The 19,124-nt window shown below is 72.5% G+C and carries 23 protein-coding genes and 1 riboswitch; of the genes, 14 read left to right on the top strand and 9 right to left on the bottom strand.

The window, feature by feature from the left end; translation table 11 throughout:
• Positions 1 to 9: 9 nt before the first annotated feature.
• The 4 genes from AB0H64_RS43050 (at position 10) to AB0H64_RS43035 (ending at position 3,794) form a co-directional block, all read left to right on the top strand.
• Positions 10 to 621 (top strand): helix-turn-helix domain-containing protein, encoded by a 612-nt coding sequence (locus tag AB0H64_RS43050; protein ID WP_357637218.1) that lies wholly within the window; start codon positions 10 to 12, stop codon positions 619 to 621.
• On the top strand, positions 596 to 2,293 hold the full coding sequence (locus AB0H64_RS43045) for a glycerol-3-phosphate dehydrogenase/oxidase (RefSeq protein WP_357637216.1): 1,698 nt from the start codon (positions 596 to 598) through the stop codon (positions 2,291 to 2,293). The genes AB0H64_RS43050 and AB0H64_RS43045 overlap by 26 nt, the downstream gene beginning before the upstream one ends.
• A 217-nt stretch (positions 2,294 to 2,510) precedes the next feature.
• A complete protein-coding gene (locus AB0H64_RS43040; protein WP_357637213.1) occupies positions 2,511 to 3,380 on the top strand; it encodes a sucrase ferredoxin in 870 nt (289 codons plus the stop codon).
• Between the two features lie 102 nt (positions 3,381 to 3,482).
• A complete protein-coding gene (locus tag AB0H64_RS43035) occupies positions 3,483 to 3,794 on the top strand; it encodes a WhiB family transcriptional regulator (RefSeq protein WP_080036407.1) in 312 nt (103 codons plus the stop codon).
• Between the two features lie 200 nt (positions 3,795 to 3,994).
• Here AB0H64_RS43035 and AB0H64_RS43030 read toward each other — a convergent pair whose 3' ends face one another.
• Together AB0H64_RS43030 and AB0H64_RS43025 are read right to left on the bottom strand one after the other, a co-directional pair.
• The gene (locus AB0H64_RS43030) at positions 3,995 to 4,228 is read right to left on the bottom strand and encodes a DUF397 domain-containing protein (protein ID WP_310716885.1); all 234 of its coding nucleotides are present in this window, start codon (positions 4,226 to 4,228) and stop codon (positions 3,995 to 3,997) included.
• 126 nt (positions 4,229 to 4,354) lie between these two features.
• A complete protein-coding gene (locus AB0H64_RS43025) occupies positions 4,355 to 5,245 on the bottom strand; it encodes a helix-turn-helix transcriptional regulator (protein WP_357637209.1) in 891 nt (296 codons plus the stop codon).
• 132 nt (positions 5,246 to 5,377) lie between these two features.
• Between AB0H64_RS43025 and AB0H64_RS43020 the strand changes: the two genes are divergently transcribed.
• The gene (locus AB0H64_RS43020) at positions 5,378 to 5,848 is read left to right on the top strand and encodes an ATP-binding protein (RefSeq protein ID WP_357637207.1); all 471 of its coding nucleotides are present in this window, start codon (positions 5,378 to 5,380) and stop codon (positions 5,846 to 5,848) included.
• A 79-nt stretch (positions 5,849 to 5,927) separates the two neighbouring features.
• On the opposite strand, the gene AB0H64_RS43015 is transcribed toward AB0H64_RS43020, so the two are convergent.
• Positions 5,928 to 6,572 carry a phosphoribosyltransferase family protein gene (locus AB0H64_RS43015; protein ID WP_357637204.1) on the bottom strand — a complete coding sequence of 215 codons (645 nt, stop codon included), beginning with the start codon at positions 6,570 to 6,572 and terminating at the stop codon, positions 5,928 to 5,930.
• Between the two features lie 57 nt (positions 6,573 to 6,629).
• Positions 6,630 to 6,977 (bottom strand): DoxX family protein, encoded by a 348-nt coding sequence (locus AB0H64_RS43010; RefSeq protein WP_357637201.1) that lies wholly within the window; start codon positions 6,975 to 6,977, stop codon positions 6,630 to 6,632.
• 115 nt (positions 6,978 to 7,092) lie between these two features.
• Between AB0H64_RS43010 and AB0H64_RS43005 the strand changes: the two genes are divergently transcribed.
• Positions 7,093 to 8,010 carry a LysR family transcriptional regulator gene (locus tag AB0H64_RS43005; RefSeq protein ID WP_357637198.1) on the top strand — a complete coding sequence of 306 codons (918 nt, stop codon included), beginning with the start codon at positions 7,093 to 7,095 and terminating at the stop codon, positions 8,008 to 8,010.
• Between the two features lie 9 nt (positions 8,011 to 8,019).
• On the opposite strand, the gene rsgA is transcribed toward AB0H64_RS43005, so the two are convergent.
• The gene (gene rsgA, locus AB0H64_RS43000; protein WP_357637195.1) at positions 8,020 to 9,117 is read right to left on the bottom strand and encodes a ribosome small subunit-dependent GTPase A; all 1,098 of its coding nucleotides are present in this window, start codon (positions 9,115 to 9,117) and stop codon (positions 8,020 to 8,022) included.
• A gap of 372 nt (positions 9,118 to 9,489) precedes the next feature.
• On the opposite strand from rsgA, the gene AB0H64_RS42995 reads away from it, so the two are divergent.
• The 3 genes from AB0H64_RS42995 (at position 9,490) to AB0H64_RS42985 (ending at position 12,287) form a co-directional block, all read left to right on the top strand.
• A complete protein-coding gene (locus AB0H64_RS42995; RefSeq protein ID WP_357637192.1) occupies positions 9,490 to 10,038 on the top strand; it encodes a sigma-70 family RNA polymerase sigma factor in 549 nt (182 codons plus the stop codon).
• Positions 10,035 to 10,757, top strand: a complete 723-nt coding sequence (locus tag AB0H64_RS42990; protein WP_357637190.1) for a zf-HC2 domain-containing protein — start codon at positions 10,035 to 10,037, stop codon at positions 10,755 to 10,757. Before AB0H64_RS42995 ends, AB0H64_RS42990 begins: the two co-directional genes overlap by 4 nt.
• Before the next feature lie 177 nt (positions 10,758 to 10,934).
• Positions 10,935 to 12,287, top strand: coding sequence for a CHRD domain-containing protein (locus AB0H64_RS42985; RefSeq protein ID WP_357637187.1), 1,353 nt, complete (start codon positions 10,935 to 10,937; stop codon positions 12,285 to 12,287).
• 83 nt (positions 12,288 to 12,370) lie between these two features.
• On the opposite strand, the gene glyA is transcribed toward AB0H64_RS42985, so the two are convergent.
• The 4 genes from glyA to AB0H64_RS42965 all read right to left on the bottom strand — a co-directional run bounded on the left by glyA (position 12,371) and on the right by AB0H64_RS42965 (position 16,054).
• Entirely contained in the window at positions 12,371 to 13,624 is a 1,254-nt protein-coding gene (gene glyA / locus AB0H64_RS42980) for a serine hydroxymethyltransferase (protein ID WP_357637184.1), read from the bottom strand.
• Positions 13,625 to 13,649: 25 nt separating this feature from the next.
• Positions 13,650 to 13,732, bottom strand: a riboswitch (ZMP/ZTP riboswitch).
• 27 nt (positions 13,733 to 13,759) lie between these two features.
• On the bottom strand, positions 13,760 to 14,740 hold the full coding sequence (locus tag AB0H64_RS42975; protein WP_357637181.1) for a YihY/virulence factor BrkB family protein: 981 nt from the start codon (positions 14,738 to 14,740) through the stop codon (positions 13,760 to 13,762).
• Positions 14,741 to 14,776: 36 nt separating this feature from the next.
• A complete protein-coding gene (locus tag AB0H64_RS42970) occupies positions 14,777 to 15,172 on the bottom strand; it encodes a YccF domain-containing protein (RefSeq protein WP_357637179.1) in 396 nt (131 codons plus the stop codon).
• Positions 15,173 to 15,244: 72 nt separating this feature from the next.
• The gene (locus tag AB0H64_RS42965; RefSeq protein ID WP_357637176.1) at positions 15,245 to 16,054 is read right to left on the bottom strand and encodes a TIGR03084 family metal-binding protein; all 810 of its coding nucleotides are present in this window, start codon (positions 16,052 to 16,054) and stop codon (positions 15,245 to 15,247) included.
• Positions 16,055 to 16,101: 47 nt separating this feature from the next.
• Here AB0H64_RS42965 and AB0H64_RS42960 point away from each other — a divergent pair, with 47 nt between their 5' ends.
• The 5 genes from AB0H64_RS42960 (at position 16,102) to AB0H64_RS42940 (ending at position 19,045) form a co-directional block, all read left to right on the top strand.
• A complete protein-coding gene (locus AB0H64_RS42960) occupies positions 16,102 to 16,227 on the top strand; it encodes a hypothetical protein (RefSeq protein ID WP_310716859.1) in 126 nt (41 codons plus the stop codon).
• Between the two features lie 60 nt (positions 16,228 to 16,287).
• Positions 16,288 to 16,371 carry a putative leader peptide gene (locus AB0H64_RS42955; protein WP_350809452.1) on the top strand — a complete coding sequence of 28 codons (84 nt, stop codon included), beginning with the start codon at positions 16,288 to 16,290 and terminating at the stop codon, positions 16,369 to 16,371.
• A 108-nt stretch (positions 16,372 to 16,479) separates the two neighbouring features.
• Positions 16,480 to 18,153 (top strand): nitrite/sulfite reductase, encoded by a 1,674-nt coding sequence (locus AB0H64_RS42950; protein WP_357637172.1) that lies wholly within the window; start codon positions 16,480 to 16,482, stop codon positions 18,151 to 18,153.
• Positions 18,150 to 18,320 carry an Insertion element protein gene (locus tag AB0H64_RS42945; protein WP_357637169.1) on the top strand — a complete coding sequence of 57 codons (171 nt, stop codon included), beginning with the start codon at positions 18,150 to 18,152 and terminating at the stop codon, positions 18,318 to 18,320. Before AB0H64_RS42950 ends, AB0H64_RS42945 begins: the two co-directional genes overlap by 4 nt.
• On the top strand, positions 18,317 to 19,045 hold the full coding sequence (locus AB0H64_RS42940; protein ID WP_357637166.1) for a phosphoadenylyl-sulfate reductase: 729 nt from the start codon (positions 18,317 to 18,319) through the stop codon (positions 19,043 to 19,045). The genes AB0H64_RS42945 and AB0H64_RS42940 overlap by 4 nt, the downstream gene beginning before the upstream one ends.
• Positions 19,046 to 19,124 lie beyond the last annotated feature (79 nt).

Raw genomic sequence — 19,124 nt, 5'->3', positions numbered from 1 at the left:
CTGTGACACATGACGTTGATCCGTCACAATGACGGCGTTCTGGACGCGGCGCGTGACTGCGTCCTGGCCTACGGGGTGCGGCGCACCACGCTCACCGACGTCGCCCGCCGGGCCGGCGTCTCGCGCATGACGCTCTACCGGCGCTGGCCGGACGTGCGGTCGCTGGTGGCCGACCTGATGACGCGCGAGTGGCTGCGGGCGGTGGAGGACCTGGACCTGTCCGAGCCGGTGGCGGCCGTGGTGGAGGGGGTGCGGCGGCTGCGCGCCCACCCGCTCTGGGTCAAGATCGTCGAGGCCGACCCCGAGCTGCTCCTGCCGTACCTGCTGCACCGCAGGGGCGCCACCCACGACGCCGTCCTCGCCGTGCTCGAACGCGTCACCGGCGATCCGCGCGCGGCGCGGGCGGTGCTGCTGGTCGCCCAGTCGTTCCTGATCTCCGCGCCCGCCATGACCGGCCCCGGCCCCGGCTCGGGGCCGGACGGCGGCTCCGGCGGCTCCGGCCAGGGCGGCGGAGGCGGAGAGCGCGACGAAGGCAGTGACACGGTGACCCTGGACGACCTCGACGCCGAGCTCGCGACCCTGCTGGAGGGATACCTTGGACAGCTCGCTCAACGCCCGTAGGAGGAGCCGGGAGCTCGCGCGGACCGCCGAGGAGACGGTGGACGTGCTCGTGGTGGGGCTCGGCGCCACGGGCGCGGGCGCGGCCCTGGACGCCGCCTCCCGGGGTCTGACGGTGGCGGCGGCCGACGCGCACGACCTGGCGTTCGGCACGTCCAGGTGGAGCTCCAAGCTGGTGCACGGCGGGCTGCGCTACCTGGCGAGGGGCGAGGTGGGCATCGCCTACGAGAGCGCCGTGGAGCGCGGCGTCCTGCTGCGGCACACGGCGCCGCACCTGGTGCGCGCGCACCCGTACGTGCTGCCCCTGACCCGCGACGTCTCGCGGGCCCGGGAGACGGCCGTGATGGCGGGCTACCGGCTCGGCGACGGGCTGCGGACCGCCGCCCGCACGCCCCGGCCGCTGCTGCCCGGCCCGTCGCGCCTGGACGCGCGGCGGACGCGCCGGCTCGCGCCGTTCCTCCGCCCGCAGGGCCTGCGCGGCGGGCTGCTGTCGTGGGACGGGCGGCTGCTCGACGACGCCCGCCTGGTGGTGGCCCTCGCGCGTACGGCCGCCGCGCACGGCGCCCGGATCCTGACCCGCTGCCGCGTCCTGGAGATGACGGGCCGGGGAGCGCGGGCGCGGGACGAGCTGACCGGTGAGGAGTTCGAGATCCGCGCCAGGGCCGTGGTCAACGCGACGGGCGTGTGGGCGGGCGGCCTGGACCCGCGCGTGCGGCTGCGGCCGTCGCGGGGGACGCATCTGGTGCTCGCGCCGGGCACGCTGCCGGGGCTCACGGCGGGGCTGCACCTGCCGGTCCCGGGCGCCGGCAACCGGTTCGCGCTGCTGCTCCCCCAGCCCGACGGGCGCGCGTACGTGGGGCTGACGGACGAGCCCGTGGACGGTCCCGTCCCGGACGTGCCCGAGGCGCCCGAGGAGGACGTCACGACGCTGCTCGGCCTCCTCAACGCGGTTCTGGACGCTCCGTTGCCCCGGGAGGCCGTGGCGGGCGCCTATGCGGGCCTCAGGCCGCTCCTGGCGGCCGAAGGCGGCACGGCGGACCTGTCACGCCGGCACGCGGTGCTGGGCGGCGAGAGGGGCCGGAGAGGCGGGCGTGGCGACGCGCTGGTCACCGTCGTGGGCGGCAAGCTGACCACGTACCGCCGGATGGCCGAGGACGCCGTGGACCGGGTCGTGTCCGTCGCGGGGCTGGAGGCGGGGCCCTGCCGCACGTCCCGCCTGCCGCTCGTGGGCGCGACCCCGGCGCCGAGCACACCGACCGCGCCGGGCGGACCCGGGGGCGGGGACACGGACCCGGGAGCGGACCGAGGCGCGGGCCGGGAAAGGGGCTGGGGCCGGCGCCGGCGCCGGGACACCGGCCAGGACACGGAGCGCCTTCCGGCGCGGCTGGTGGAGCGCTACGGCGGCGAGGCGGCGGCCGTGCTGCCGTACGCCCGCGCCCACCCGGAGGAGGTCGGGCAGGGCGTCACGGCGGGCGAGCTGCTCTGGTCGGCGCTGCACGAGGGCGCCCTCGACGAGGGGGACCTGCTGGACCGGCGCACCCGCATCGGCCTGGTCCCGGCCGACCGCGCCGCCGCCCTGCCCGCCGCCCGCGCCATGCTGGCCCGCGCCGCCGCCACCCTGGAGGCCGCCGGTGACGTCCCCGGAGACGCCACCGGGACGCCGGACACCCCGTGACCGCCCGCTGCCGCCCGCGGCCGCTCGCGAGGGAGCACGGCGAGACCGGGACGCCACGGAAGCGGGGCGACACGGAAGCGGGGCGACACGTCGGGCGGATCCCCCACATCCGGCGAGCCTTACCGTTAGGTTAGTCTTACCTAATCTCGTACGGGCGCACAGAGGGGGAGCGTTGGCCAGGGGCTGCGAACATCCGGACGGATGCCACAGCGGGGCGGTGCCCACCTGGGCCAGCGCCACCGTGGGGGCCCGGCTGTGGCTGCTCGTCGAGCACTCCGGCCCGTGGCCCTCCCACCTGGAGAGCCTCGAACTCCCGGACGACGTCGCCCGGCTCGTCGAGCGGGCCCTGGAGCGCGGCGTCAGGCCCCAGCTGATCCGGCGCCCCGGGCGGCGGACCCGCTCGGCGGGGCAAGGGATGCGTGTGCTAGTCGCCTACGGCGCGGGCCCGGAACCGTGGCTGGCCTCGGGCGTCGTCGCAGGTCCTGACGATCTTGACCTCGACGCGCTGGTGGCCGGAGTGGTCCCGGAGTCCTGCATACTTGAAGACGAGCCGGTATTTCTGGTCTGCACGCACGCCAAGCGCAATGCGTGTTGCGCCCGCATTGGACTACCCCTTGCTCGTGACCTGGCCACCAGGTGGCCGGACAGAGTATGGGAAACGTCACACGTTGGCGGCGATCGCTACGCCGCCAACCTCGTGTGCTTGCCACACGGAATTTTCTACGGCAGCATGTCTCAGGCTGCTGCGATCGCAGCGGCTAACGCGTACCGGTCGGGCGAGATCATTCTCGACCGCTACCGGGGACGCGCAGGCATCCCTGAGCCATTGCAAGCCGTCGAGCACTTCGCCCGAGCCCATACGGGAGAGTGCTCTGTCGGCGCAGTGGCCGTGGAATCCTCCAGGTCGGACGGCGACGTCACCGAGGCCCTCGTGAGCTGCGGAGACGTCCGGTTCCGGGTTGTGGTCAAGCCCTCGGCGTTCCGAGCGCCGTGCGGCACGGCTTGCGCCGACACGATCACCACCTACCGGCTGGTTTCGCTGGACAGGCTCTCGCCTGTGCGGTATGCCACGCCGGCGCTTACCTGACTCATGGGAACATCACGGCCCCTCCTTGCGTTGGAACAGTGACGCCGAAAGCGTCCAATGCGGCTCAATTACCGAAATACCTCTCACGAAGGTGGTTTTCTCATGTCTCAGGTACGTCGGCAGCTCGCCCGCCCGCGCCCCAGCTGGGGTTGGCAGGATGATGCCGCGTGCCGGGGTGAGGACCTCGTGCTCTTCTTCGGCCCCGACGGAGAGCGCCAGCCCGAGCGTGACGTACGCGAGCGGAAGGCCAAGGCGATCTGCGCGCAGTGTCCCGTCCGCAACGAGTGCCTGGACTACGCGCTCTCCCGCCCGGAGAAGTACGGCACGTGGGGCGGCCTCAACGAGGACGAGCGCGCCTCCGAGCGTCGCCGTCGCATGCGCCGCGCCGCCAGCGCCGGCATCTCCGCCGCCTGACCCGCCCGGCAGTCACGAGCACCGTGTGATCCCGCAGTTGTCCCGATGAACCGGGGCCAGGCCCCCCAGGTCCAGGCCCCGGCGAACCCGGTCGGGACAACTGCATGATCAGGCGCGATTCTCAACCCGAGCACGCGAAAGAGCCCGGCGCCTTCCCTCGGCGCCGGGCTCTCGTCGTTCGTCGACCCCGTTCGAGCAGATCAGACGATCAGGTCATCGAACTCCCCGTCCTTGGCCCCCAGGACGAACGCGGTGATCTCGGCGCGCGTGTAGACGAGCGCGGGATCGTCGGGAAAGCGCGAGTTGCGCATCGCGATCTCCCCCGTGGGCAGGGTGGCCACCTCGACGCAGTTGCCGTTGGGGTTGCTCCGCCTGCTCTTCCGCCACACGACGGGGAGGTGGCCGGCGGGCGTTCCGTTGCGGAACCCATGCATGGAAGAAGCTCCTCGCTTGCAGATGCACGTGCATCCGTGCTTTGCGAGCAGAGATTACGGCAGCGCGAGACCGGCCATACACCTGATGGCCAAATTTCCCCTATGGGGTGAGTCACAGGGGTGAGATCACAGCGACGAGCGCAGTTCCTCCAGGAACTTCCTGCTCCGCGCCGGGGACTCCGCCTGGATGCTCAGCCGGTCCATCACCCGCATGTAGTGCTCGGCCTCGGCGGGCTTGTCGAGGTAGAGGGCGCTGGTGAGCTGCTCCATGTAGACCACGTCGGGCAGGTCCCGCTCGGGGAAGCGCAGGATGCTGAACGGCCCGCCGGCCGCCGCGTGACCGCCCCGCTCGAACGGCATCACCTGCACGGTCACGTTGCGCAGGCCGGTCATCTCCAGCAGGTGGTCGATCTGCTCGCGCATGACCTCGGGACCGCCGAGCGCGCGCCGCACGACCGCCTCGTCGATCACCGCCCACAGCGTGACCGCGCCCTCGCCCGTCAGCCTCCGCTGCCGCGTGGTGCGCAGGCTCACCCGCCGCTCGATCTCGTCCTGCGGCGCGACGTCGTGCGCGAGCCTGATGACCTCGCGGGCGTAGCCGGGGGCCTGGAGCAGGCCGGGCACGAACTGGTTCTCGTACGTCCTGATGACCGAGGCGGCGCCTTCGAGGCCGATGTAGACCTCGAACCAGGCGGGCAGCAGGTCGCCGTACTTGTGCCACCAGCCCTGGGCGTTGGCCTGGCGGGCGAGGCTCAGCAGCGGGGCGCGCTCGGCCTCCTCGGTGACCCCGTAGAGGGTGAGCAGGTCGGCCACGTCGCGTGCCTTGAAGCTGACCTGGCCGAGCTCCAACCGGCTGATCTTGGCGTGCGAGGCGCGAATCGCGTACCCGGCGGCCTCCCGCGAGATACCCTTCTCCGTGCGGAGTCTGCGCAGCTGGCTGCCCAGCAGGATTCGCAGGACCGTCGGGCTTCCCGGCGTGAAGCCGAGGACGCTCCCTTCCGCACTTGGTGCGCTCACGCCATCGCTCCTAGATCATCTGCACGTGCAAATGCGATTTGCATCCGTAAACGGCGAAAAGTCTTGCATCGGAAAGCGCATGCCGTAAAGATGGCTGTGGATCACTTAACAGACCGCGCTTCGGGGGCCACGATGACGACTTTCGACGCTCGGCCGCAAGCCCCCGTCATAGGTGCCCGGCCGCCGGAATGGCTGTCCTCCGTCCTGGTGGGCGGCCGGCCCACTCCCCGCGACGCGATCTTCCCCTTCCACGGGCTGATGGAGCCCGCGTGCGTGTCCTCCGCCCGGCGCTTCGTCGACCACACGCTGGCCGCGTGGGGGTCGGACGGCATGGCCTTCGAGGCGCAGCTCGTGGTGTCCGAGCTGGTGACCAACGCGATGCGCCACGGCGGGGGCATCGACGAGCTCCGCCTGCTCGGCTACGGCACCGACGTGGCGTGCGTGGTCACCGACCGCTGCCTGGCCGCGCCGGTGGCCGCCTCCCCCGACCTGTTCGCCGAGTTCGGGCGCGGGCTGCGGCTGGTCGAGGCGATCTCCACCACGTGGGGCTGGGTCGTCTCCAGCGCCCGCCGCAAGCTCGTCTGGGCCGTCCTCGCCGCCTGACGAGCCGGGCCCGGAACCCGTCAGAGCAAGGGACGCACCAGGGCAAGGGACGCACCGCCCGGAACCGTGCCGGGCCGGGCTAGGGACTCGGGTCTCCCCTCCCCCTTGCCAGCAGCTCCAGGACGTCGGCGTCGCTGAGCTGGTCGAAGTGGACGTACCACTGGCCGACCGCCCGGAAGTCGGCGGGCATCGCGAGCACCACCACGTCGTCGGCCTCCTCCCGCAGCGCCCGCACCGTCTCGCGGGCCCCGACCGGCACCGCCAGCGTCACCCTGGCCGGCCCCGCCCGGTTCACGGCCCGCAGCGCCGCCCGCGCCGTGCCGCCGGTCGCCAGGCCGTCGTCCACCACGACCACCTCGCGGCCCGCCAGCCCGGGCAGGGGCCGCTCGCCCCGATAGACCCGTACCCGGCGGGCCAGCTCCCGCCGCTCCTCCTGGACCACGGCCGCCACGGACGACGGCCGCAGCCCGAGCCGCGTGAGCAGCGGCAGGTCCAGCACCGGCTCGCCGCCCTCGGCTATCGCGCCGACGCCCAGCTCCGGCATCGGCGGGTAGCCGATCTTGCGGGTGACGAGCACGTCGAGCACACCGCCGAGCCGCCGCGCGACGGGCAGCGCCACGGCGACGCCGCCCCGAGGCAGGGCGAGGACCACGGGGTCGCGGAGGTGGAGCAGCCGCTCGGCCAGCAGCTCACCGGCCTCGGCCCGGTCGGCGAACACGTCCATGTCCTGGTCCTACCCGCCCCGCCCGCGCTCCCCCGCGCGTTCGCCATGACGGGGTCATCACGCGGCGGCGAGGACGAGGGAGGCGACGGCCAGCCCCAGGTATCCGGCGGGGACCGCGATCGTGCCGTACACGCGGGCGCGGACGTGCGCGACGACGGCGCCCGTGAAGAACAGGACGAGCCCGGCCGCCGCGGCCACGCCGACGAGCGGGACGCCCAAGAGCCCGAGCAGCAGCCCGGCCGCCCCTGCGGCCTTGAGCGCCCCGAGCATCGGGATCCAGGAGCGCGGGAGGCCCACCGCGGCCGAGTTGGCGAGGACGAACCCCGCCCGCGCGAAGTCGGCGATCGCCACCCCGGCGTTGGCCGCGATCGTGAGGACGGTGACGAGAACGTACACAAGGGACATGGAGCTGGGCTTCCTACGGGGACGGACACCGGGCGGCCGCCGCCGCTCGCTTGCTCGCCCAGCCTCGCCGAGCCCTCTCCCGGCCGTCCAATACCGGCGTCTATAACCTGGCGTCATGGACGTCGACACCCGGTTGTTGCGGTACTTCGCCGCCGTTGCGGAGGAGGGGAGCCTCACCCGCGCCGCGGAGCGGCTGTACGTGTCCCAGCCGGCGCTGACCCGGCAGATCCGGCAGCTGGAGACCCAGCTCGGGGTGCGGCTGTTCGCGCGGTCCCGGTCCGGCATGGAGCTGACCGAGCCGGGCCGGACCCTGGCCGGGCGGGTGCCCGCCCTGCTGTCCGACTGGGACGACGCGCTGCGGGAGACCAGGGCCACGGCCGCCCGGGCCGCCCGCGTGCTGCGGATCGGCTTCCTGGCCAGCGCGGCGAACGAGTTCACTCCGAGCATCGTCGCGGACTTCGCCCGCCGCCGGCCCGGCTGGCGGGCCGACATGCGGCAGGCGGCGTGGTCCGACCCGACGGCCGGGCTCGCCGGGGGCGACGTCGAGGCCGCCCTGCTGCGGCTGCCGTTCCCCGGCCAGGACCTCATGCGCGTGGAGACGCTGCTCTGCGAGCCGCGCTGGGTCGCGCTGCCCTCGGGCCATCCGCTGGCCGCGCGTGAGCGGATCGCCTTCCGGGACCTGTGGGAGGAGCCGTTCGTGGCGGCCCCCGCCGAGACGGGCGCGTGGCGCGACTTCTGGCTGGCCGCGGACGAACGCGAGGGCCGCCCGGTCCGGGTCGGGGCGGTCACCGACCAGCCCGACGAGTGGCTCAGCGCCATCGCCAACGGCTACGGCGTCGCCCTGGCACCCGAGTCCGCCGCGCGGTTCTACGCCCGTCCCGGTGTCACGTACCGGCCGGTCACCGGCGTCGCGCCCAGCCGGGTGGGCGTCGCGTGGACTCCCGCCGGCGACGCCGATCCCGTCGTCCGGGACTTCGTCCGCGCCTGCCTGGACAACAGGCCGCCCAGGCAGGACGGCGACGTCACCGCCTGATCGCGGCCGTCAGGGACGGGCACGCCCGGAGCGGCGCATCTCCTTGTGGATGATCTTCCATCGGTTCTGCTGCTCCTTGCGGAGCCGGGCGTCGGTGCGGCCCGCCATCCAGGCCGCCTCCCGCTGGAGCTTGCGCCAGCTGTGCAGCCGCCGCTCCGGCAGGTCGCCGCTCTCGACGGCCGCCGTCACCGCGCAGCCCGGCTCCGCCTCGTGCCCGCAGTCGCCGAACCGGCACTGCCGGGCCAGCTCGTCGATGTCCGAGAACACCAGGTCGACGCCCTCGTTCATGTCGTACAGGCCGACCCGCCGGATGCCGGGCGTGTCGATGACGAGGCCACCGCCGGGCAGCGAGATCAGCTCCCGGTGGACCGTCGTGTGGCGGCCCCGCCCGTCGCCGGCGCGTACGAGCTGCGTCTCCATGACACCGTCGCCGGCCAGCGCGTTGACCAGCGTGGACTTGCCGGCGCCGGACGGGCCGAGCACGACGGCGGTACGCGAGCCCTCCAGGTACGCGCGCACCAGGTCGACGCCCTCCCCGCGCAGCGAGGAGACGGCGTGCACGTCGACGCCCGGCGCGGCGGCGTGCACGTCGGCGAGCAGGTCGTCGAGGCCCTGGTCGAACAGGTCGGCCTTGGTGACGAGCACCACGGGCGTGCCGCCCGACTCCCAGGCCAGCGCGACGAGCCGCTCGATGCGGCCGAGGTCGGCGAAGTCGGTGGAGTGCATGGACGGCTCGGCGACGAACACGATGTCCACGTTGGCGGCCAGCACCTGGCCCTGGCCGTCGCCGGACAGGCCGCCCCGCGAGTCGCGGCTGACGCCGCCGCGCACGAACGCCGTGGTGCGCGGCAGCACGGCGTCCAGCTCGTAACGGCCCTCGGGCAGGGCGCGCAGCGCGGCCCAGTCGCCGACGCACGGCAGCGCGACGGGGTCCTCGGCCGAGGCCCGGCGCACCCGCGCGGAGTAGCGGGCGTGATGCTGGCCGTCCTCGGTGATCACCTCGGCGGCGCCGCGATCCACACGGGACACCCGCCCCGGGACGGCGCCGGAAGGAAGCTCGGCGGCGCGGGACGCGGTCCAGCCGAGCAGGGAAAGGTCGAACGACAACGCAGTGATTCCTCTGCTGAGAAGGGAGACCGGGTGGCTCAGGCAGGCACCCGGAGGTGAACGGCACGCAGGCGGAACAGGACAATCCGCATGGTCTCCACCTCCTGTCTCGCACTCTTCTCGCACCACGGCCGCGCTCTCGCGCTCCGTGGGATCACTCCATGGTCACCGCGACGCGCGGTGACGACGCCCCGATGCCGGGCCGTCGCGCAGACTCTACGCATCCCGCCACGAAGGACGCAATCCCATTTTTCTCGGCGTGTCGTTGAACCGTGCCCGGAGCCCTGGCCGTACTTCCTGCCGACAGCTCGAGAAAGGGGAATGATGCGGACCAGCACGTATCCCCCACCCTCGGCCGAGGGAGCCGGCCTCATGGGCAAGCCACGGTTGAGCCAATGGATCAGGCGTGTGCGGCCCGACGACGACCTGGTCGTCTCGGCTCTCTATCGGGAGTACCACGGGCCGCTGCTCGCCTTCGTGGTACGGCTGACGGGGGGCGACCGGCAGTGGGCGGAGGACGTCGTGCAGGAGACCATGATCCGGGCCTGGCGCACCGCCGAGCGGCTGGATCCGGCCTCGGTCTCGCTGATGCCCTGGCTCGCGACCGTGGCCCGACGTATCGTCATCGATGACCGGCGGCGCAGGGACGCCCGCCCTCAGGAGTCGGGCGACGGGCCGCTGGAGAGCGTGCCCGTGCCCGACGAGATGGAGGGACTGCTGCACCAGGTGCTCGTGTCAGACGCGCTGAGGGCGCTGTCGCCGGCGCACCGCGAGATCCTCAACGAGACGATCCTGCGGGACCGGTCGGTGAACGACGCCGCCGAGGCCCTCGGGATACCCGTGGGCACTGTGAAGTCCCGGGTGTACTACGCCGTACGCGCCCTGCGCGTCGCACTGGAGGAGAGGGGGGTGACGGCGTGACGTCGCAGGTGGAGCACACCGATGTGGGCGCCTACGCCCTCGGCCTGCTGGACAACGACGACAAGGCCGCCTTCGAGGAGCACCTGGCCACCTGCCCGCCGTGCGCGGCAGAGCTCGCCGACCTGTCGGGGGTGGCGGGCGCGCTCGTCGGCATCGGCCCGCTGGACGACCTCGGCCCGCCGCCGTCGCGCGGCGAGGCCGAGGTCGTCGATCTGATGCGGCGCAAGCGGACGGCCGACCGCCGTGCGCGCAGGGGCACGATCGTGATCGGCCTGGCCGCCGCGGTGACGCTGGTCGCCGGCGGCCTGACCGTCGGCACCCAGCTCGGCGACTCGGGCGCGCCGCCGCCCGTGGCGGCCGGGCACCACGACCATCTGGGTCCGGCGGAGCAGTTCTACGCCGACGGCACCCCCGTGGCCGGCACCGGCGCCCGCGGCGTCACCGGCGGCCTGGTCATCGAGTCGAAGGCGTGGGGCACCCACGCGGCGCTCAAGCTGTCGGGCGTGAAGGGCCCGCTGGAGTGCGAGCTGGTGTCGGTGTCGAAGTCCGGGGAGCGGCGGGTCATGACGGGATGGGCGGTTCCATCCGCCGGTTACGGGGTCCCTGGGCAGCCGGATCCGCTGTACACGCACGGCGGCAGTCCGTACCCCCTGGAACAGATCGACCATTTCGAGGTGGTCACCACGAAGGGCGAGAAACTGCTCACCGTGAACGTCTGACCTCGCGCCGGATGCCCTCTCACCCGCGGTGGGAGGGCATTTCCATGCCCTCTTTCCGCCCCGGTGGCAACCGGTACTTTTACCTATTCACGGGTTGAACCTCCGCCGGTCCGGGCCCCGTACTGCCTGCCGTACCGAACGCCCGAAAGCCCGAACGCCCGAATGCAGAGGTTCGTCATGCCCAGTCCCCAGTACGCCCGCACCGGCGCCGCACTCGCGATCGGCCTGCTCGCCGCCGCCCTCGCCCCCACGGCCGTCCCGGCCGCCGCCGACGCCCGGTCCGCCCAGCGGGCGATCGTGCCCGCCGCCCTGTCCCGTGCCGACGCCGGTGACGTCTTCCTCGCCGCCGGCCTGCGCGGTGCGAACGAGGTGGGCGTCAAGGGCGACGCCGACGGCCGCGCGACCGTGGTGCTGCGCGTCAGCGGCGACCGGGTGGCCTTCGCGATCCGCTGGAACCAGATCGGCGCCCCCACCGCGGCCCACATCCACCTCGGCGCGCGGGGCGCGAACGGCGACGTGCGGCTGGAGTTCCTCACCAGGCCGCTGCCCGGCGGCGTGCTCGGCGTCAGCGGCTCCGTCGAGGCAGACCCCGAGCTGGTCCGGGCGCTCGTCGAGGACCCGGGCGGCTTCTACGCCAACGTGCACGACGCCCGCCACCCGAAGGGCGCGGTGCGCGGCCAGTTCCACCGGGTGGGCCCCGTCGACCTCGGCGGCGTGCTCCAGGGCAGCAACCGCGCCACCCTGAGCTCGCGTGCGGACGGCGGGCAGGAGGTGCAGGCGAAGGACGGCAAGAAGCGGGGCGACAAGGACGGACGCGCCGTGTGGTGGCTGCGCCCGCACGGCTCTGCCATCGGCTACACCGCGATCTGGTCGGGGCTCGCCCCGGTGACGAACGGCCACGTCCACAAGGGCGTCCGCGGCCGGAACGGCGCCGTCGTGGCCGACCTGTTCGCCGCGGCGAAGGGGCTGCCGGCCGGCGTCACCGGCGTGGCGGGCGAGGCCAGGCTGCCGGCCGCGGTGGTCAAGCGCATCGCCGCCCACCCGGGCCGCTACTACAGCAACCTGCACACCACCGAGTTCGGCGGCGGGGCGGTGCGCGGCCAGTTGTCCGGCCAGCCGTTCGGCCACCCGCGCGCGCTGACGGCCGACGTGCTGCGCGGCTCCCAGATCTACGCCTGCGCCGAGCAGCCGGGCGGCGGGTACGCCTTCACCCAGGAGGGCGTGGACGCCCGGTTGCGGCGCGGCATCGCGCACTCCTTCGTCACCCCGGCCGCCGGCCCGCCGCAGTGGATCGCTCCGGACGGCAGCGCGGTGCGCGGCAAGGTCGTCACCAAGACCCCGAACGGCGAGCGGGCCATACCGGAGCTGGTGCTGGCCGCCACCCCGGCGGGCGCGAAGGGCGGGCTGCTGTCGGGCGTCACCCAGGTGCTGCGGCTCAACACCGAGGGCGGCGTCGCACCGGCGGGCTCGTGCGAGCCGGGACGGAAGGCGCGCGTGCCGTACCGGGCCGACTACCTCTTCCTGGGCTGACCCGACTTCCTGGGCTGACCCGACGCCGACGGCCCCGTCCCGGACCAGAGGGTCCGGGACGGGGCCGTCGGCGTTGCTGCGAACTAGGACAGGCCCGGGGCCGGGAACTGGGCGGTCAGCTCGCTGACCTCCTGGTGGACGCGCGTGATGACGTCCTCGGCGTCGCCCTTGGCCAGGGCCGTGACGACCTCGTCGATCCAGGCGCCGATCTGCCGCATCTCCGCCTCGCCCATGCCGCGCGAGGTGACCGACGGGGTGCCGATGCGGATGCCGGACGGGTCGAACGGCTTGCGGGTGTCGAACGGGACCGTGTTGTAGTTGGTCTCCAGGCCGGCCCGGTCGAGCGCCTGCGCGGCGGGCTTGCCGCCGATGCCCTTGGGCGTGAGGTCGAGCAGGATCAGGTGGTTGTCGGTGCCGCCGGAGACGAGGTCGAAGCCGCGGCTGCCCAGCTCCTCGGCGAGCGCCTTGGCGTTGGCGACGACCTGGTGGGCGTACGCCTTGAAGTCGTCGGTCGAGGCCTCGTGCAGGGCGACGGCGATGGCGGCGGTGGTGTGGTTGTGCGGTCCGCCCTGCAGGCCCGGGAAGACGGCCTTGTTGAGGGCCGTGGCGTGCTCGTCGCTCGACGCCATGAGCATGGCGCCGCGCGGGCCGCGCAGCGTCTTGTGGGTGGTCGTGGAGATCACGTCGGCGTGGCCGACGGGCGACGGGTGCGCGCCGCCCGCGACGAGGCCGGCGATGTGCGCGATGTCGGCGGCCAGCACGGCCCCCACCTCGCGGGCGATCGAGGCGAAGCCCTCGAAGTCGATCGTGCGCGGGATGGCGGTGCCGCCGCAGAAGATGAGCTTCGGCCGGTGCTCCAGGGCCAGCTCGCGCACCTCGTCGAGGTCGACGCGGCCGGTGTCCTTGCGCACGCCGTAGCGGACCGGGTTGAACCACTTGCCGGTGGCCGAGACCGACCAGCCGTGCGTGAGGTGGCCGCCGAACGGCAGGCCCATGCCCATGACGGTGTCGCCGGGCTGGGCGAAGGCGAGGTAGACGGCGAGGTTGGCCGGGGACCCGGAGTAGGGCTGGACGTTGGCGTGGTTGACGCCGAACAGCGACTTGGCCCGCTCGATCGCCAGGGTCTCGATCTGGTCGATGACCTGCTGGCCCTCGTAGTAGCGCTTGCCGGAGTAGCCCTCGGAGTACTTGTTGGTCAGGACGGTGCCCGTCGCCTCCAGGACAGCCTTGGAGACGTAGTTCTCGGAGGCGATCAGCTTGACGGTGTCGGCCTGGCGGCGCTCCTCGGCCTGGATCAGCTCGGCGATCCGCGGGTCGACGCTAGCGAGAGAACTCATGACTCTCCTGTCATCATTGACATCCGGCGAAGACCCAGGCGCACGGCCTCCGCTCCCTTCCGCTCCCCGGTGGTGAGTCCACCTCATGCGCCAGTCGCGACGTCTACAGACGATAGCGGAAGTGGTGGTGCGGGCTCACTCACGCGTGGTGACGGCGCCCCCTCCGACGCCCGCCTCCTCCGCCCGCACGGCACGGCCGGGGACCGGCCACAGCTTGTCCACCTCCGCGTTCAGGATGGCGCCGATGAGGACGGCCAGCGCCGTGATGTACAGCCACAGCAGCAGGGCGATGGGCGCGGCGAGCGAGCCGTACACGGAGACGGGCGAGAACCACGCGGCGAGCACGGCGCGCAGCACGGCGGCGCACACGATCCACAGGAACAGCGCCAGCACCGCCCCGGGCAGCTCTCTGTACCATCTGGTCCGCACCGGCACGCTCACGTGGTAGAGCACGGTCAGGAACAGCACCGACCCGATGACCACGACCGGCCAGTACAGCACGTCGATGAGGACGGCGTACTCCCCCGGCAGCGCGTCCCTGAGGATGGTCGGCCCGATGACGAGGATCGGCATGACGACGATGGCGATGGCCAGGCCGACGACGTAGAGACCGAACGACATGAGGCGCGTCCGGACGATTCCCCGCGTCTCTCCCAGCCCGTACGAGACCGAGATGAGGTCGACGTACACATACAGGGCGCGCGATCCGGACCACAGGGACAGCAGGAAGCCCAGGGAGATGATGGACACCTTGCTGGCGTCGTCGCGCAGCACGTCGTTCATGAGCGGGTTGACGACGCTGTCGATCGTGTCCTTGGTGAACAGGATGCCCGACTGCTCGATCACCCACCGGCGCACCTGCTCGACCTTGTCCTGGCCGAGCCAGGTGCCGAGCTTGCCGATGACGCCGATGACGCCCAGCACGAACGGGGGCAGCGACAGCAGGGCGAAGAACGCCGCCTCGCCCGCCAGGCCGGTCACCCGGTAGGCGACCCCGGCCTCGACGGCGTCGCGCACGATCGCCCACGCCTTCGTGCCGCGCACCCAGCCCAGCCCGGCACGGACGTCGGAGGCGATGCGCTTCCGCGCCCGTGTGGGCAGATCGGTGGACGTCATGGCACCAACGTATTCGCAGCGGCTCTTCCGGACAGCCTATGTCCCTGTGCCCATGCCCTGGTCGGTGTCGACGATGCGCGCTCCGAGCGGGAGGAGGGAGACGGGCACCAGCTTGAGGTTGGCGACGGCCAGCGGGATGCCGATGACGGACAGGAACAGCGGGATGGAGGTCAGGACGTGGCCGATCGCGAGCCAGACGCCGGCCACCACGCACCAGATGACGTTGCCGATCAGGGAGAACACCCCGGCCTGGGGGTCGCGCACCACCGTCCGGCCGAACGGCCACAGGGCGTACGCGGCGATCCTGAAGGCGGCGATGCCGAACGGGATCGTGATGATGAGGACGCAGCAGACGATCCCCGCCACGGCGTACCCGAGGGCCAGCCAGATGCCGGCGAAGACCAGCCAGATGACGTTCAGAATCGTGCGCATGACTTCAGCTTGTCACCGCGCGTGCGCCGCGCGACATCCGGTATGCCCCTGAGCCTGACCCTGAGCGCCGGGCTATGACCTGCGGGGACGCCCCTTGCCGGGCGGTCCGGCGAACGCCTGCGCGATCTCCGCCCAGGCGCGGGCGGCGGGGCCGGTGACGACGAGGGCGGTGTCGGCCAGGTGGACGCGCTGGGTGACGAGCAGGCAGAAGTCCAGCATGGGGCCGCGTACCGTGTCGGCCGCGTCCGCGGGCCCGGCCGTCCACGGCTCGCCGCCGCCGGGGGGCGTCAGCTCCACCCGTACGGGCTCGGCCGGGAGGGGCAGCCCGCGCACGGCGAACCCGTAGGGGCGCGCCCGGACGCCGAGCGTCGCCACGTGCCGCAGCCGGAGCGTGGGCTCGCGGGTGACGCCGAGCGCGGCGGCGACGTCCTCGCCGTGCGCCCAGGTCTCCATGAGCCGGGCCGTGACGAACGAGGCGGCCGACATGTCCGGCCCGTACCAGGGGATCCGGTCGCGCGCGCCGAGCCCGGCGAACGCGTCCAGGCTGCGGGCGCGGGCCGCGCGGAACCAGGCGTGCAGCTCGCCGGCCGGCATGCCGCGCGACCGGAACGCCAGCTCGTCCACCGAGCCCGGCCCCAGGGCGGAGACCTCCGGCGAGGCGCGGAACGCGGCCGGATCGGTCACCGCCGTGCGGGCCGCGTCGTCGAACCATGCCAGGTGGGCGACCTGGTCGCGCACCGTCCAGCCCTCGGCGGGGGTCGCCAGCTCCCACTGCCCGGGAGTCAGCGGCGCCAGCAGGGCCTCCAGGGAGGACGTCTCCGCGCGCAGGTCGGCGAGCAGCTCCCCCATCAGGTCCGGCGCCGGCTGTCCCCTGTCGTTCATGCCCGCCACCCTAACCGAACAACGTTCTACGAGGAATAATGCGAAGGGTGATCTGCGAGAGCTGCAAGGAGCGGCGACACGAGGAGTGCCGGGGCGGCTCGTGGTGCGACTGCCAGCACCAGGGCTCGGAGCACGAGAAGGAGTCGCCGCTGGACTGGCCGCGCCAGGGATGATCACGTCCAGAGTCTGGACCGTTGTTGGACATCTCGGGCAGCCCGAGTATCTTCGTATACATGCCAGCGGACCCCATGCTCGTCGGCCGACGCCACGTCGACCTTCAGCGTGTCCGCAGCGCCATCTGTCGTGACGCCCGCTGATCATCCCCTGATTTCTGACTGAGGGCGTCGCACTCCTCTTCGCAACCCCCGCACTCGACGACGAGGCGGGAGGAAGCACGAGCGCGCCCATGACGCGAAGGACGCGCAATGAGCACTCCTGCCAGCCGGCACCACAAGCGCCCGCGCGGCGAGGGTCAGTGGGCTCTCGGTTACCGTGAGCCGCTCAACAAGAACGAGGAGAACAAGAAGAACGACGACGGGCTCAACGTCCGCCAGCGGATCATCGACATCTACTCCAAGGGCGGCTTCGACTCGATCGACCCCGCCGACCTGCGCGGCCGCATGCGATGGTACGGCCTCTACACCCAGCGCAAGCCCGGCATCGACGGCGGCAAGACCGCGATCCTGGAGCCCGAGGAGCTGGACGACCGCTACTTCATGCTGCGCGTCCGCATCGACGGCGGCCAGCTCGACCTGCGCCAGCTCCGCGCGATCGCCGACATCTCCAACCTGTACGGCCGGGGCACCGCCGACCTGACCGACCGGCAGAACGTCCAGCTCCACTGGATCGACATCGAGTCGGTGCCCGACATCTGGGAGCGCCTGGAGGCCGTCGGCCTGTCCACCACCGAGGCGTGCGGCGACACCCCGCGCGTCATCCTCGGCTGCCCGCTGGCCGGCATCGACACCGAGGAGGTGCTCGACGCCACCGAGCAGATCAGCGAGGTGTACGACCGCTTCATCGGCGACCCGGCGTTCTCCAACCTGCCGCGCAAGTTCAAGACCGCGATCAGCGGCTGCCCCGCCCACTGCACCGTCCACGAGATCAACGACGTGGCGTTCGTCGGCGTCGAGCTGCCCGGCGGCGAGAAGGGCTACGACCTGTGGGTGGGCGGCGGCCTGTCCACCAACCCGATGTTCGGCAAGCGGATCGGCGTGTTCGTCCGGCCCGACCAGGTCGGCGACGTCTGGGCCGGCGTGGCCGGCATCTTCCGCGACTACGGCTACCGGCGGCTGCGCCACCGCGCGCGGATCAAGTTCCTCGTCAACGACTGGGGCACGGAGAAGTTCCGCGAGGTGCTGGAGAAGGAGTACCTCGGCGCTCCCCTGCCCGACGGTCCCGCACCCGCCCAGCCGCGCGGCTCGCGCCGCGACCACGTGGGCGTCTTCCCGCAGCAGGACGGCGGCTTCTACGTCGGGTTCGCGCCCAAGGTGGGCCGCCTCGACGGCGACAAGCTGCACGTCATCGCCGACATCGCCGAGCGGCACGGCTCCGGCCGGGTCCGCACCACGGTCGAGCAGAAGATGGTCATCCTCGACGTCGCGCCCGACCAGGTCGACTCGCTGGTGGCCGAGCTGGAGGCCAACGACCTCCAGGTCAACCCGTCCACGTTCCGGCGGCAGACGATGGCCTGCACCGGCATCGAGTACTGCAAGCTCGCCATCGTCGAGACCAAGGCCACCGCGTCCGACCTCATCGACGAGCTGGAGCGGCGGCTGCCGGACTTCCGGGAGCCGCTGACGATCAACGTCAACGGCTGCCCCAACTCCTGCGCCCGCATCCAGGTCGCCGACATCGGGCTCAAGGGCCAGCTCGTCGTCGACGAGAACGGCGACCAGGTCGAGGGCTTCCAGATCCACCTCGGCGGCTCGCTCGGCGTCAACGGCGGCTTCGGCCGGAAGGTGCGCGGCCTGAAGACCACGGCGGCCGGCCTGGCCGACTACGTGGAGCGGGTCGTCACCCACTACGACGGCCAGAAGAAGGAAGGCGAGTCCTTCGCCGACTGGGTGCAGCGCGCGGACGAGGCGGACCTGCGATGAGCGAGCGAGCCGTCCCGTTCCACTGCCCTTACTGCGGCGACGAGGACCTCGAACCGTACGAGGGCGAGCTCAACATCGGCGGGTCCGCGACCGGTGGCGGCTGGTACTGCCGCTCGTGCGCCCGCGCCTTCAAGCTGAAGTTCCTGGGAATCGGAGTGACGATATGACGCTGGTGGACATCGAGGTCGGGCTCCGGAGCCAGCGCGGCGCCCTCGACCTGCAGGACATCGTGGAGTCGGCCGCCGTCTTCCTGGAGGAGGCGTCCGCCCGCGAGATCATCCGCTGGGCGGCGGCGACGTTCGGCGACCGGCTGTGCCTGACCTCCTCGATGAGCGACGCGCTCGTCATCGACCTGGTGAGCCGGGTCAAGCCGGGCGTGGACGTGCTGTTCATCGACACCGGTTACCACTTCGCCGAGACCGTCGGCACGCGGGACGCGGTGCGGCAGGTCTACGACGTCAACGTGATCGACGTCAAACCGTCGCGGACCGTCGAGGAGCAGGACCGTGACCTCGGCCCGCGCCTGTTCGGCCGCAACCCCGACCTGTGCTGCTACCTGCGCAAGGTCGAGCCGCTCAACCGCGCGCTGGAGCCCTACCTCGCGTGGATCTCCGGCATCCGCCGCGACGAGTCGCCCAGCCGGGCCGGCACCAAGGTCGTCGAGTGGGACGCCAAGCGGCAGATGGTCAAGGTCAACCCGATCGCGCGGTGGACCCAGGAGGAGGTCGACAACTACATCGCCGACAACGGGGTGCTGATCAACCCGTTGCACTACGACAACTACCCCTCGATCGGCTGCGCCCCCTGCACCAGGCAGGTCGCGGACGGCGAGGATCCGCGCAGCGGCCGCTGGGCGGGGCTGGGGAAGGTCGAATGCGGCATTCACCTGTAGTCCCCGGCGTGTGGTCGGCCCCGCCGGCAGGCGGGGCCGGCCAGGACCCGCCGCGGGTGGGGGTCGCGCCCGGCTCCCG

Origin of the sequence: Nonomuraea sp. NPDC050733 (assembly GCF_040654215.1) — a bacterium.
In the GTDB taxonomy this organism is placed as follows: Bacteria; Actinomycetota; Actinomycetes; order Streptosporangiales; family Streptosporangiaceae; genus Nonomuraea.
This window is presented reverse-complemented; position numbering and strand designations above follow the sequence as displayed.